Genomic DNA, 13,621 nt, shown 5'->3' on the forward strand with positions numbered 1-13,621 from the left:
AGCTTTTGACAAATATAAAAAAAGCTTCACTAATTTGTGAAGCTTTTTAAACTGATTTTATCTTTTATCTGTTGGCACAAAATCCCTCAAAGGGTGACCCGTATAAACTTGTCTTGGCCTTCCGATAGGCTCCTTATTTTCACGCATTTCTTTCCATTGTGCGATCCAACCCGGTAAACGACCTATGGCAAACATTACGGTGAACATATCTGTAGGAATTCCTAATGCTCTGTAAATGATTCCAGAATAGAAATCAACATTAGGATATAAGTTTCTTGATTTGAAGTATTCATCTTCTAAAGCCGACTCTTCTAATTTTTTAGCAATTGCAAGAATTGGGTCTTCAACTCCTAAAGTTGCTAAAACTTCATTAGCTGCTTTTTTGATAATTTTCGCTCTTGGATCGAAATTTTTATAGACTCTATGACCAAATCCCATCAATCTAAAAGGGTCATTTTTATCTTTGGCTTTAGCCATATATTTATCAGCATCCCCACCATTTCTATGGATTTCTTCTAACATTTCAAGCACTGCTTGATTTGCTCCTCCGTGTAATGGTCCCCAAAGTGCAGATACTCCCGCAGATACTGAAGCAAATAATCCTGCGTGAGAGGAACCTACCATCCTAACTGTAGATGTAGAACAGTTTTGCTCATGATCTCCGTGAAGAATAAACAATTTATCTAATGCATCAATAACTACAGGATTTGCAGTATAAGGTTCTGTAGGCAATTCAAACATTAATCGCATAAAATTCTCTACATATCCTTTAGTATTATCATAATAATTCAAAGGATATCCCATGCTCTTTCTATAGGTCCAGGTTGCTATAACTAGGAATTTACCCATAGTTTTACATACTGCCTCATACATTTCTTTTTCATTCTCAACATTTACCGATTTAGGGTTAAATGCTGTCAAAGCACTTGTCAAAGCAGCTAAAACACCCATTGGGTGAGCTGTTTTAGGAAAACCATCAATGATGTTTTTCATTTCTTCATTGACCAAAGTGTATTTTCTGATATCAGTTTCAAATTGCGCTAACTGCTTAACAGTAGGCAACTCCCCAAAAATCAAAAGGTAAGATACTTCAAGGAAATCAGCTTTTTCTGCTAAATCCTCAATTGAATATCCTCTGTAACGTAGAATTCCAAGTTCACCATCTAGGAAAGTGATTTCGCTGGTACAAGAACCTGAATTTTTATAACCTGGATCAAGTGTAATTACACCTGATAAATCACGTAATTTGTTAATATCAATGGCAACTTCATTTTCACTTCCTACAATGATCGGCAGTTCAAATTTTTTACCATCAATTTCTAATGTTGCTATTTTTGACATAATATAATTGAAAATAAACTTTTAAAATAATAATTTATCAAATCTAGGGAATTAAACACTAATTAAAAAGAGAATAATACAATGATATTGTTAAATATTATAAAAAAAAGCCACTCACAATACGTGAATGGCTTTAAATAAAAATATCGTAAGAAATTATTTTATTTTGAAAGCATTTTTACCAGGAAAATAAGCTGTATTTCCCAATTCTTCCTCAATTCTTAATAATTGATTGTATTTCGCCATACGATCAGAACGAGAAGCTGAACCTGTTTTAATTTGACCACAGTTTAACGCTACTGCTAAATCTGCAATTGTATTGTCTTCTGTCTCTCCTGAACGGTGTGACATTACTGAAGTATATCCTGCATTTTTAGCCATATTAACAGCCGCAATAGTTTCAGTCAAAGTTCCAATTTGGTTTACTTTAATAAGGATTGAGTTCGCGATTCCTTTTTCGATACCAGTTGACAAACGTGTTACATTAGTAACAAATAAATCATCCCCAACTAATTGTACTTTATCTCCAATTTTATCCGTAAGCAATTTCCATCCATCCCAATCATTCTCATCCATTCCGTCTTCAATAGAAATGATAGGATATTTAGTCACTAATTCGGCTAAATACTCTACTTGCTCCGCAGAAGATCTAACTTTCCCAGTTTCTCCTTCAAATTTAGAATAATCGTATTTACCATTTACATAAAACTCTGCAGCAGCACAGTCTAAAGCAATCATGATTTCATCACCAAAAGTATAACCGGCAGTCTCTACCGCTTTTTTGATAGTATCTAAAGCATCTTCAGTTCCTCCAGCTAGATTTGGCGCAAAACCACCTTCATCACCTACAGCAGTAGAAAGCCCTCTATCATGCAACACTTTTTTCAAGCTATGAAAAATTTCAGTTCCCATTTGCATCGCATGTGAAAACGAAGTTGCTTTCACAGGGAAAATCATAAATTCCTGAAACGCGATAGGCGCATCAGAATGTGATCCCCCGTTGATGATATTCATCATTGGAACCGGTAATGTGTTTGCAGAAACACCACCTACGTATCTGTATAATGGCAATCCTAATTCATTAGCAGCCGCTTTTGCCACAGCTAAAGAAACACCTAAAATTGCATTTGCCCCTAAGTTTGATTTATTTGGAGTGCCATCTAAATCGATCATCATCTGATCAATAAGATTTTGTTCGAAAACAGAAACTCCTAAAAGTTCTTCAGAAATAACAGTATTAACATTTTTCACTGCATTCAAAACTCCTTTTCCAAGAAATGCTTTTCCTCCATCACGTAATTCAACTGCTTCATGTTCTCCAGTTGAAGCTCCAGATGGTACTGCTGCTCTTCCTAAAACACCATTATCTGTAATTACATCTACTTCTATTGTAGGATTTCCTCTTGAATCGAAAATTTGTCTTGCGTGAATTTTGATAATAATACTCATATACTAAAATTTTAAATTTTAAAATACAAATATATTCTATCTTTTGGAATGATTTTATGAAAATAATGAATGTTATTAACGAAAACGTTATAATTTTTTTGCAAACAAAACATTTAAATTATTTTAAGAATTTATTTTTACATTATCTGTTACTTTTTCCAATTCCATTAAAATCTAATTAAACAAACGTGTATCACATTGACTAAAACTTAATAATACTTATTTCATCTTAAAACAAATTATTTACAACAAGTAAATTGATACAAAATATCTGATTATCAATTATATACATTAAATTTATGTAATTTTTTAAAAACCAAAAAATGTACTTTATATTGTATTTTTCTTAGTTAGCAATTTTGACAATTCAATTTCTAAATTAAAAAATAAAAATGTGATGGAAGCTTCAGAAAATCGTAACAATTTAATCAATTCTAGTGAAATTGTAGCTTTATTAAACAGAACAGCCACTCCATTGGAAAATACGGAAGATTTAAACCCATTAATTGACCATATAGGAGATGCAAAATATGTCCTTTTAGGTGAAGCCTCACACGGCACGCATGAATATTATACCTGGAGAGCTAAAATTACACAACGGCTAATTCAGGAAAAGGGTTTTTCGTTTGTAGGAGTTGAAGGAGATTGGCCTGATTGTTATCGCTTAAATCGGTATGCAAAAGGATATTTAGATTCCGGGAAAGACATCTTTAGCGTGATGAATGAATTTAATAGATGGCCTACTTGGATTTGGGCAAATTGGGAAACAGCAGCATTCATAGATTGGCTCAAGGTTTTCAACGAAAATTTCCCTATAGATCAAAGAATCGGATTTTATGGATTAGATATATATAGTTTCAGAGAATCCATGAATTCGATCATTCAATATTTAGAAAAAAATGACCCAAAAGCACTCGCAATTGCAAAAACAGCAATGAGATGTTTCGAGCCTTACAATAAAGACGAAGGGCAATCTTATGCCAGAGCCTCTTCATACGTTCCGGAATTATGCGAGAAAGAAATCTTGCACATGCTTACGGAAATCATAAAAAATGTCCCCAACTACAATCATGATGCAGAAAATGTTTTGAGCACAGAACAAAATGCATTCATTGCCAGAAATGCTGAAAAGTATTATCGCGCCATGATAAAAAGAGGTTCCACCTCTTGGAATATCCGAGATGAACACATGGTTTCCACTATACAACGGCTTATGAAATTCCATGGAAAGGATGCGAAAATCATAGTTTGGGAACATAACACCCACATCGGTGATGCCCGTGCTACAGAAATGGCTTCCGAAGGAATGGTAAATGTTGGACAATTATTGAGAGAACAAAACGCTACAGAAGGTGTTGTTGCCGTAGGATTTGGCTCTTACAAAGGAAGTGTAGTTGCAGGTAGAGAATGGGGCGATTCCATGCGAAAAATAAAAGTTCCTGAAGCCGTGGTAGGAAGCTGGGAACATGCTTTTCATCTTGCTGGCAATGGAAAAAATAAATTGTTATTAATGAATAAAGTAAAGGATGAAAAGTGCCTTTCTTCCTATATAGGACATCGCGCAATAGGAGTTGTTTATAATCCGGAACACGAAAGATTCGGGAATTATGTCCCTACAATACTACCCAAAAGATACGATGTCTTTATTTTTATAAACGAAACAAGCGCATTACATCCCATACACATTCAGCCAGATGGAAACCAAATTCCTGAAACATATCCTTTTGGGATGTAAGTATACTTTATAAAAAAGGGTTTGACTTTTAATTAAAGTCAAACCCTACTATTATAAATATCTAATCTTGGGAATTATTCCAATTTTAACCTTTTATATTTTCAATAAATTGATCGAAAAGATAAGAAGAATCATGTGGACCGGGACTTGCTTCCGGATGGTATTGAACTGAGAAACAATTTTTGTTTTTCATACGCATACCGGCAACCGTTCCGTCATTTAGATGAAGATGTGTAATTTCCAAATCAGGATGATTATCCAACTCCTCTTTGTTAACGGCAAAACCATGATTTTGAGAAGTGATTTCTCCTTTTCCGGTAATGATGTTTTTTACAGGATGATTGATTCCTCTGTGCCCATTAAACATTTTATAAGTCGAAATTCCGTTTGCCAAACCAATTACTTGATGTCCAAGACAGATTCCGAATAAAGGTTTATCGTTTTCAAGGATTTCTTTTGCAACTTGAATAGCACCAGAAAGTGGCTCAGGATCACCAGGTCCATTGGATAAAAAATAACCATCTGGATTAAATGCGGCTAAATCTTGGTAAGAAGAATCAAAAGGAAATACTTTGATGTAACAATCTCTTTTGGCAAGGTTGCGAAGGATATTCATTTTTATTCCCAAATCCAGAGCGGAAATCCTATAGGTTGCATTTTCATCACCAAAGAAATACGGTTCCTTAGTTGATACTTTAGAAGCTAATTCTAACCCATTCATGTCAGGAACTTTTGCCAATGCAATTTTCAAATCTTCAATTGAAGTTTCATCCGTACAAATTACCGCATTCATCGCTCCGTTATCACGAATGTAACTTACCAGAGCACGCGTATCTACATCAGATATGCAGATCAGGTTTTGTTTGATAAAGTAATCTTCTAAACTCCCTGAAGCATCTTCCCGAGAATAATTGAAACTAAAATTTTTACAAACCAATCCAGCAATTTTAATGCTATCTGATTCAATTTCTTTCTCATTTACCCCATAATTCCCAATATGGGCATTAGTTGCTACCATTAACTGTCCAAAATAAGAGGGATCAGTAAAAATTTCTTGGTAACCTGTCATTCCTGTGTTAAAACAAACTTCTCCAAAAGTGGTTCCACTAATTCCAATAGATTTACCATGGAATATGGTTCCGTCACTTAATAGAAGAATTGCTTTTTGTCGTGTTGTATATTTCATTCGTTGATTTCTATTATTTTTTTAATAGTCTCATGGAACTCGCAAAGCTCGTTTCATCTGTAGTTAAATATTGTGCAAATTTAATCCTTTAAAGCAATGGATGCAAGTTTTTGAAATTTTTTGTAAAATAAAAACATTCTAATCTAGCCCTGATGGTAATGGCATCCTTTTGCTTTTTCTTTAAAAGCAAAAGATACAATGAACAGCAGGACAATACGCAATTAAATCCCAAGGTTTTTGCTCCGAAAAAATCAAAAAAAAAGGATAAACTATAAATAGCTTATCCTTGATTTTTATTGAATGATTATTTTCATAATTACTCAGCAGTGTCTGTAGTTGTTTCAGTTTCGGCAGCTGGAGCTTCAGTAGCTTCATCTTTCTTAGCTTTACCACCACGACGGCTTTTTGCTTTTTTAACTTCTTTTTTACCACCATTGTAAAGTTCATTGAAATCTACTAATTCGATCATTGCCATATCAGCATTATCTCCTAAACGATTTCCAACTTTAATGATACGAGTGTATCCACCTGGACGGTCTCCTACTTTAGCAGCTACGTCTCTGAACAAGTCAGTTACGGCATATTTGCTACGTAAGTAAGCAAAAACGATACGACGGTTGTGAGTCGTATCAGCTTTAGATTTTGTTATAAGCGGCTCAACGAATTGTTTAAGCGCTTTTGCTTTAGCGACAGTAGTGTTAATACGTTTGTGCTCGATAAGAGAACAAGCCATATTAGCTAACATAGATTTTCTATGTGCAGTCTGTCTGCTTAAGTGATTGAATTTTTTTCCGTGTCTCATTGCTATGTAAATTTAAACCTTGCGGCTTAGATTATTCTTTATCTAGTTTGTATTTTGCTAAATCCATTCCGAAGTTTAAATTTTTAACTGCAACAAGTTCATCAAGCTCAGTTAAAGATTTTTTACCAAAATTACGGAATTTCATTAGGTCATTTTTATTGAACGATACTAAATCACCAAGTGTATCAACTTCAGCCGCTTTCAAACAATTTAATGCTCTTACAGATAAATCCATATCAACAAGCTTAGTTTTAAGCAATTGTCTCATATGTAATGATTCTTCATCATACGATTCTGTTTGTGCAATTTCGTCAGCCTCAAGTGTAATTCTTTCGTCAGAAAACAACATGAAATGGTGAATAAGAACTTTGGCAGCTTCAGTAAGAGCGTCTTTTGGATTAATAGAACCATCAGTTTTTATTTCAAAAACTAATTTTTCATAATCTGTTTTTTGCTCTACACGGAAGTTTTCAATTGCATACTTCACATTTTTTACCGGAGTAAAAATTGAGTCAGTAAAAATAGTTCCAATTGCAGCATTCTGTTTTTTGTTCTCTTCAGCAGGAACATATCCTCTACCTTTTTCGATTGTTAAATCGAAATTCAGTTTGATTTTACTGTCTAAATTACAGATAACAAGTTCTGGATTCAAAACTTGAAAACCTGAAATGAATTTTTGAAAATCACCAGCTGTTAATTGATCTTTACCTGAAACAGAAATAGTAACTGATTCATTATCTATATCTTCAATTTGACGTTTGAAACGCACTTGTTTTAGATTAAGAATAATTTCGGTAACGTCTTCAACAACTCCTGAGATAGTAGAAAATTCATGATCTACACCTTCAATGCGAACAGATGTAATTGCATAACCTTCTAATGCTGAAAGCAAAACTCTTCTAAGTGCATTACCAACGGTCAATCCGTAACCAGGTTCTAAAGGTCTAAACTCAAATTTACCTTCAAAATCGGTTGAATCGATCATGATAACTTTATCGGGCTTCTGAAAATTAAATATTGCCATAAATTTCGACTAAGTCAATTATTATTTGTTGTACAACTCTACGATTAATTGTTCTTTAATGTTTTCTGGGATTTGAAGTCTCGCAGGTACAGAAACGAAAGTACCTTCTTTGATATCATTATTCCAAGTAATCCATTCATAAACATGACTTGAATTAGATAAAGAACGTTCGATAGCTTCTAATGATTTAGATTTTTCACGAACAGCAACTTTATCACCAGGCTTAAGGTGGTAAGAAGCAATATTTACTACATCACCGTTAACGGTAACGTGTCTGTGAGAAACTAATTGTCTAGCGCCTCTTCTAGAAGGAGCAATACCCATTCTAAAAACTACGTTATCTAATCTTGCTTCACATAATTGTAAAAGAACTTCACCAGTAACACCTTTAGTAGCTGATGCTTTTTTGAATAAACCTCTGAATTGTTTTTCTAAAATTCCGTAAGAATATTTAGCTTTTTGCTTTTCCATTAACTGGATTGCATATTCAGATTTTTTACCTCTTTTTTTAGCCATCCCGTGTTGTCCAGGTGGGTAATTTCTTTTTTCGAAAGATTTGTCATCTCCGAAGATTGCTTCGCCAAATTTACGAGCAATTCTAGTTTTTGGACCAGTATATCTTGCCATTTCTAAAAATTAAATTAAGGTAGAGATTATGAATTCAGGTCATATCCTTCGATAATCGTATATTCTACCTAGTTATACTTAAATATATAATTAAACTCTACGTCTTTTAGGAGGACGACATCCATTGTGAGGCATTGGAGTAACATCGATAATCTCAGTCACTTCAATTCCACCGTTATGCAAAGAACGGATAGCAGACTCACGTCCGTTTCCTGGTCCTTTTACATAAACCTTTACTTTTTTAAGTCCAGCTTCAAGAGCTACTTTACTACAATCTTCTGCTGCCATTTGGGCTGCGTATGGAGTGTTCTTTTTAGAACCTCTAAAACCCATTTTACCAGCTGAAGACCAAGAAATAACTTCACCTTTTTTGTTTGTCAAAGAAATGATGATATTGTTAAAAGTAGCAGAAATATGAGCTTCTCCCGTTGATTCAACGATAACTTTACGTTTTTTTGCAGTTGCTTTAGCCATATTACTTATTATTTAGTTGCTTTTTTCTTGTTGGCAACAGTTTTTCTCTTACCTTTTCTTGTTCTAGAGTTGTTTTTAGTTCTTTGTCCTCTTAAAGGAAGACCAGTTCTATGACGGATACCTCTATAACATCCAATATCCATTAAACGTTTGATGTTTAAAGAAACTTCAGAACGTAATTCTCCTTCAATTTTGAAAGTTGATACCGCCTCACGAATTGCTCCGATCTCGTCATCATTCCAATCTTGAACTTTTTTATCTTGGCTAACTTGAGCTTTCTCTAAAATCTCAACAGCTCTACTTTTTCCTAATCCAAAGATATAGGTAAGTGCTATAACACCTCTCTTATTTTTTGGGATATCTACCCCTGCTATTCTTGCCATAATTATCCTTGTCTTTGTTTAAATCTAGGATTCTTTTTGTTTATTACGTACAATCTCCCTTTTCTTCGCACAATTTTGCACTCGGGACTTCTCTTTTTTACTGAAGCTCTAACTTTCATTTTGAATATCCTTTAATATCTATAAGTAATTCTTGCTTTTGACAAATCGTAAGGGCTCATTTCTAGTTTCACTTTATCACCAGGTAATAATTTGATGTAATGCATACGCATTTTTCCAGATATATGGGCGATTACAATATGTCCATTTTCTAACTCTACACGGAACATTGCATTTGATAATGCTTCAATGATAGATCCGTCTTGTTCTATTGCTGATTGTTTTGCCATAAATTAAGCTACTGCTTTTCTATTTTTACCACTTTTCATCAAACCATCATAATGTTTATTCAACAAGTATGAATTGATTTGCTGCATCGTGTCTATGGCAACTCCAACCATAATTATTAATGAAGTACCTCCAAAAAACATTGCCCAAGATTGTTGAACATCCATAAGACTCACAACAATTGCTGGGAACACAGCTATCAAGGCAAGAAATAAAGATCCTGGAAAAGTTATCAAGGACATCACTTTGTCAAGATAATCAGAAGTTTCAACTCCTGGTCTGATACCCGGAATAAAACCACCACTTCTCTTTAAATCATCAGACATTTTATTAGTAGGAACTGTGATTGCAGTATAAAAGAAAGTAAATACAATTATTAAAGTTGCAAATACAAAATTATACCAAAATCCAAACATATTACTAAAAGCGCCAACGATTGATTGTGATGCATCTGATTTAGACAAACCTGCTAAGGCTGCTGGAATAAACATAATTGCTTGCGCAAAAATTATTGGCATAACCCCAGAAGCATTAAGCTTTAAAGGAATCCATTGTCTGTTTCCACCCAACATGTCTTGTTCAAAATCACCTGATGTTGTACGTCTGGCATATTGAACAGGAATTTTCCTGATCGCCATTACCAATAATACACAACAAATGATAACTAATAACCAAATGATAATTTCAATAACTAACAACATCGGTCCACCATTATTATTGGTAACTCTTGTTGTAAACTCTTGAATAAAAGCCTGAGGTAATCTAGCCAAAATTCCAACCATGATTAACAAAGAAATACCATTTCCAATTCCTTTATCAGTAATTTTTTCTCCTAACCACATGGCAAAAATTGTACCTGTAACTAAAATAACTACTGAAGAAAATAAGAATTCAAATGAATTGAATCCCAATAAAAATGCATTACTAGGTAATGTTCTATATAAATTATAGATGTAAGTTGGACCTTGAACTAAAGTAATTCCTATTGTCAACCAACGAGTAATTTGATTAATCTTTTTTCTACCGCTTTCTCCATCACTTTGAAGTTTTTGCAAATAAGGAATCGCAATTCCCATTAACTGAACAACAATAGAAGCAGAAATATAAGGCATAATTCCCAAAGCAAAAACAGAAGCTTGAGAAAATGCACCTCCAGTAAACATGTCAAGAATTGAACCAATTCCTTCTTTAGTTTGCCCAGCTAAATTACCTAACTGTGTAGCATCAATACCTGGCAGAGTTACTTGAGCCCCAAAACGATACACTAAAAGCAAACCCAATGTTATTAGGATTCTATTTTTCAGTTCCTCGATTTTCCAAACATTACTTATTGATTCAATAAATTTCTTCATATTAATTGAAAAATTACATTGTTACAGCTTCTCCACCAGCAGCTTCAATAGCAGCTTTTGCAGTAGCAGTAAATTTGTGAGCGGTTACTTTTAATTTTGCTGTCAATTCACCTCTACCTAAAATCTTAACGATTTCATTTTTAGTAGCTAAACGATTAGCAACATAAACTGTCATATCAACAGTATCTTTAATAACACCATTATCAACTAAAAGTTGCAGTGTATCAAGATTTACACCTTCGTAATCTTTACGATTGATGTTTGTAAAACCAAACTTAGGCACACGTCTTTGAAGTGGCATTTGCCCTCCTTCAAAACCAATCTTTTTAGAATAACCAGAACGAGATTTTGCTCCTTTGTGACCTCTTGCAGAAGTACCACCTTTTCCAGAACCTTCTCCTCTACCTAATCTTTTATTTTGATTGTGTGTAGAACCTTCAGCAGGTTGTAAGTTACTTAAATTCATAACAGTATTTGTTATTTAGCTTCTTCAACAGAAACTAAGTGTTTAACTTTATTTATCATCCCAAGGATTGTAGGGTTTGAATCATGCTCTACAACTTGTCCCATTTTACGTAGACCTAAAGCTTCTAATCCTCTCTTTTGAGTAAGAGGACAGTTGATTTTGCTTCTAACTTGTTTTACTAATAATTTAGCCATAATTTCCTTGAATTAACCTTTAAAAACTTTTTCTAAAGAAACGCCTCTTTGTTTTGCAACAGTATAAGCACTTCTCATTTGTAATAAAGCATCAAAAGTTGCTTTTACCACGTTGTGAGGATTTGAAGATCCTTGAGATTTAGATAATACATCATGAATTCCTACTGATTCAAGAACTGAACGAACAGCTCCACCAGCAATAACTCCAGTACCATGAGAGGCAGGAATTAAGAATACACGTGCACCACCAAATTTACCTTTTTGTTCGTGAGGAACTGATTGACCATTCAAAGGAATTTTTACTAAATTTTTCTTAGCATCTTCTACTGCTTTCGCAATTGCTTCAGAAACGTCTTTAGATTTTCCTAATCCGTGTCCAACCACTCCATTTTCATCACCTACAACTACAATAGCAGAAAAACCAAAAGCTCTACCACCCTTTGTAACCTTAGTAACACGATTTACACTTACCAAACGATCTTTTAATTCAAGACCACTTGGTTTTACTAACTCTACATTCTTGTATTTACTATTAGACATACTATATTAGAATTTAAGTCCAGCCGCTCTTGCGCCTTCCGCTAATGATTTAATACGTCCGTGATATAAATAACCTCCTCTATCGAAAGTTACTACGTCTATCCCAGCTTTTAAAGCTTTTTCAGCAACTAGTTTTCCAACCGCTGTAGCAACTTCAATGTTCGTACCGTTACCTATTTCTTTTTCTCTTGAAGAAGCTGCCAATATAGTAACTCCGTTTACGTCATCAATAAGTTGAGCGTAAATTTCTTTGTTACTTCTAAATACAGATAGTCTTGGATTAGTAGCAGTACCACTAATTGTTTTTCTAATTCTGAATCTAATTCGTTGTCTTCTTTCAGGTTTTGTTAATGACATAATCTTATTTTTTAAGCTGATTTACCTGCTTTTCTTCTTAATACTTCACCTACAAATTTAACACCTTTTCCTTTGTACGGCTCAGGCTTACGGAAACCTCTGATTTTCGCAGCTACTTGACCTAAAAGTTGTTTGTCAAATGATGTTAATTTAACGATAGGGTTTTTACCTTTTTCAGATATAGTTTCCAAAGTTACTTCTGGAGCAATTTCTAAAACTATATTGTGAGAGTAACCAAGTGCTAAATCTAATTTTTGTCCTTGATTTGAAGCTCTATAACCAACTCCTACCAATTCTAATGACTTAGTAAAACCATCTGTTACACCGATAATCATGTTATTGATTAAAGATCTGTACAAACCGTGTTTTGCTCTTTGGTCTTTGTGATCAGAAGATCTTTCTACTTGAACTAGATCCCCTTCAACTGTTACAGTTACGTCCGAAAACTCCTGTGTTAGTTGACCATTTTTTCCTTTTACCGTAATAATACCGTCAGCAACTGTTACAGTTACTCCAGCTGGTATTGTTACTGGGCTTTTACCTATTCTTGACATCTTATATAGTCTTTAAAATTAGTATACGTAACAAATTACTTCGCCACCAACATTCAATTGTTTAGCTTTCTTTCCAGTCATTAAACCTTTAGAAGTAGAAACAATAGCAATTCCTAATCCGTTAAGGATTCTAGGAATGGTAGAAGAACTTGAATATTTACGTAAACCTGGTTTACTAATTCTTTGGATATCTTTAATTACTGACTCTTTAGTATCTTTATCATACTTCAAAGCAATTTTGATTGAACCCTGAACAGCGTTGTCTTCAAATTTGTAACTCAAGATATAACCTTGATCAAATAAGATCTTAGTGATTTCTTTTTTTAGATTAGACGCAGGAATTTCGACAACTTTGTGGTTTGCAGCCACTGCGTTACGAACTCTTGTCAAATAATCGGCAATAGGATCTGTATACATGTGTATTGATTTGCGGTAACGGTTTTCGATTAAACATAATCGAACCTGAAACCAGTTTATAAATGTAAAAAACAGACGTAATTACTCACGTCTGAATATCTTTCTACCAAGATGCTTTTTTAACACCTGGTATCAATCCGTTATTTGCCATTTCACGAAATGTAACACGTGAAAGACCGAATTGACGCATATACCCTCTTGGTCTACCTGTTAATTTGCAACGATTGTGCAAACGAACTGGCGAAGCATTTTTTGGTAACTTTTGCAAACCTACGAAATCTCCAGCTTCTAACAAAGCTTTTCTTTTCTCAGCATACTTAGCTACTGTTTTTTCTCTCTTAACCTCGCGGGCTTTCATTGATTCTTTAGCCATGT

Annotated in this window: 19 protein-coding genes; 1 reads left to right on the forward strand and 18 read right to left on the reverse strand. The window is 34.1% G+C overall.

Annotated features, from left to right (window positions below; all coding sequences use genetic code 11):
- Positions 1-57: 57 nt before the first annotated feature.
- A complete protein-coding gene (locus E0I61_RS08415) occupies positions 58-1,341 on the reverse strand; it encodes a citrate synthase (protein WP_131917013.1) in 1,284 nt (427 codons plus the stop codon).
- A gap of 156 nt (positions 1,342-1,497) precedes the next feature.
- Positions 1,498-2,790, reverse strand: a complete 1,293-nt coding sequence (gene eno, locus E0I61_RS08420) for a phosphopyruvate hydratase (protein ID WP_131995789.1) — start codon at positions 2,788-2,790, stop codon at positions 1,498-1,500.
- Between the two features lie 397 nt (positions 2,791-3,187).
- Between eno and E0I61_RS08425 the strand changes: the two genes are divergently transcribed.
- A complete protein-coding gene (locus tag E0I61_RS08425) occupies positions 3,188-4,525 on the forward strand; it encodes an erythromycin esterase family protein (RefSeq protein ID WP_132070693.1) in 1,338 nt (445 codons plus the stop codon).
- An 85-nt stretch (positions 4,526-4,610) separates the two neighbouring features.
- Here the strand turns inward: E0I61_RS08425 and carA are convergent, their stop codons facing one another.
- From carA to rpsN, 16 genes are all read right to left on the reverse strand, one after another.
- Positions 4,611-5,711, reverse strand: coding sequence for a glutamine-hydrolyzing carbamoyl-phosphate synthase small subunit (gene carA / locus E0I61_RS08430; protein ID WP_131995804.1), 1,101 nt, complete (start codon positions 5,709-5,711; stop codon positions 4,611-4,613).
- A gap of 316 nt (positions 5,712-6,027) precedes the next feature.
- A complete protein-coding gene (gene rplQ, locus E0I61_RS08435; protein WP_099713438.1) occupies positions 6,028-6,513 on the reverse strand; it encodes a 50S ribosomal protein L17 in 486 nt (161 codons plus the stop codon).
- 31 nt (positions 6,514-6,544) lie between these two features.
- Positions 6,545-7,537 (reverse strand): DNA-directed RNA polymerase subunit alpha, encoded by a 993-nt coding sequence (locus E0I61_RS08440; protein ID WP_039110214.1) that lies wholly within the window; start codon positions 7,535-7,537, stop codon positions 6,545-6,547.
- Positions 7,538-7,558: 21 nt separating this feature from the next.
- Positions 7,559-8,164 (reverse strand): 30S ribosomal protein S4, encoded by a 606-nt coding sequence (gene rpsD / locus E0I61_RS08445; protein ID WP_091173719.1) that lies wholly within the window; start codon positions 8,162-8,164, stop codon positions 7,559-7,561.
- Between the two features lie 90 nt (positions 8,165-8,254).
- A complete protein-coding gene (gene rpsK, locus E0I61_RS08450; RefSeq protein WP_024981527.1) occupies positions 8,255-8,638 on the reverse strand; it encodes a 30S ribosomal protein S11 in 384 nt (127 codons plus the stop codon).
- 8 nt (positions 8,639-8,646) lie between these two features.
- Positions 8,647-9,021, reverse strand: a complete 375-nt coding sequence (rpsM, locus tag E0I61_RS08455; protein ID WP_091203660.1) for a 30S ribosomal protein S13 — start codon at positions 9,019-9,021, stop codon at positions 8,647-8,649.
- 2 nt (positions 9,022-9,023) lie between these two features.
- Entirely contained in the window at positions 9,024-9,140 is a 117-nt protein-coding gene (ykgO, locus tag E0I61_RS08460; RefSeq protein ID WP_008992256.1) for a type B 50S ribosomal protein L36, read from the reverse strand.
- Between the two features lie 12 nt (positions 9,141-9,152).
- Positions 9,153-9,368, reverse strand: a complete 216-nt coding sequence (infA, locus tag E0I61_RS08465; protein WP_007136545.1) for a translation initiation factor IF-1 — start codon at positions 9,366-9,368, stop codon at positions 9,153-9,155.
- 3 nt (positions 9,369-9,371) lie between these two features.
- On the reverse strand, positions 9,372-10,718 hold the full coding sequence (secY, locus tag E0I61_RS08470) for a preprotein translocase subunit SecY (RefSeq protein ID WP_099713440.1): 1,347 nt from the start codon (positions 10,716-10,718) through the stop codon (positions 9,372-9,374).
- A 13-nt stretch (positions 10,719-10,731) separates the two neighbouring features.
- Positions 10,732-11,184, reverse strand: coding sequence for a 50S ribosomal protein L15 (gene rplO / locus E0I61_RS08475; protein ID WP_066081007.1), 453 nt, complete (start codon positions 11,182-11,184; stop codon positions 10,732-10,734).
- A gap of 11 nt (positions 11,185-11,195) precedes the next feature.
- Positions 11,196-11,378: a 50S ribosomal protein L30 gene (gene rpmD / locus E0I61_RS08480; protein WP_027310825.1), complete on the reverse strand. Its 183-nt coding sequence runs from the start codon at positions 11,376-11,378 to the stop codon at positions 11,196-11,198.
- A 12-nt stretch (positions 11,379-11,390) separates the two neighbouring features.
- Positions 11,391-11,918, reverse strand: coding sequence for a 30S ribosomal protein S5 (gene rpsE, locus E0I61_RS08485; RefSeq protein ID WP_035668102.1), 528 nt, complete (start codon positions 11,916-11,918; stop codon positions 11,391-11,393).
- A 6-nt stretch (positions 11,919-11,924) separates the two neighbouring features.
- Entirely contained in the window at positions 11,925-12,275 is a 351-nt protein-coding gene (rplR, locus tag E0I61_RS08490; RefSeq protein WP_113636694.1) for a 50S ribosomal protein L18, read from the reverse strand.
- 11 nt (positions 12,276-12,286) lie between these two features.
- A complete protein-coding gene (rplF, locus tag E0I61_RS08495; RefSeq protein WP_132070695.1) occupies positions 12,287-12,829 on the reverse strand; it encodes a 50S ribosomal protein L6 in 543 nt (180 codons plus the stop codon).
- An 18-nt stretch (positions 12,830-12,847) separates the two neighbouring features.
- On the reverse strand, positions 12,848-13,246 hold the full coding sequence (gene rpsH / locus E0I61_RS08500) for a 30S ribosomal protein S8 (RefSeq protein ID WP_066081018.1): 399 nt from the start codon (positions 13,244-13,246) through the stop codon (positions 12,848-12,850).
- 103 nt (positions 13,247-13,349) lie between these two features.
- A complete protein-coding gene (rpsN, locus tag E0I61_RS08505) occupies positions 13,350-13,619 on the reverse strand; it encodes a 30S ribosomal protein S14 (protein WP_007136553.1) in 270 nt (89 codons plus the stop codon).
- Positions 13,620-13,621: the final 2 nt, after the last annotated feature.

The sequence above is a fragment of the Flavobacterium ranwuense genome, assembly GCF_004349315.1.
GTDB lineage: Bacteria > Bacteroidota > Bacteroidia > Flavobacteriales > Flavobacteriaceae > Flavobacterium > Flavobacterium ranwuense.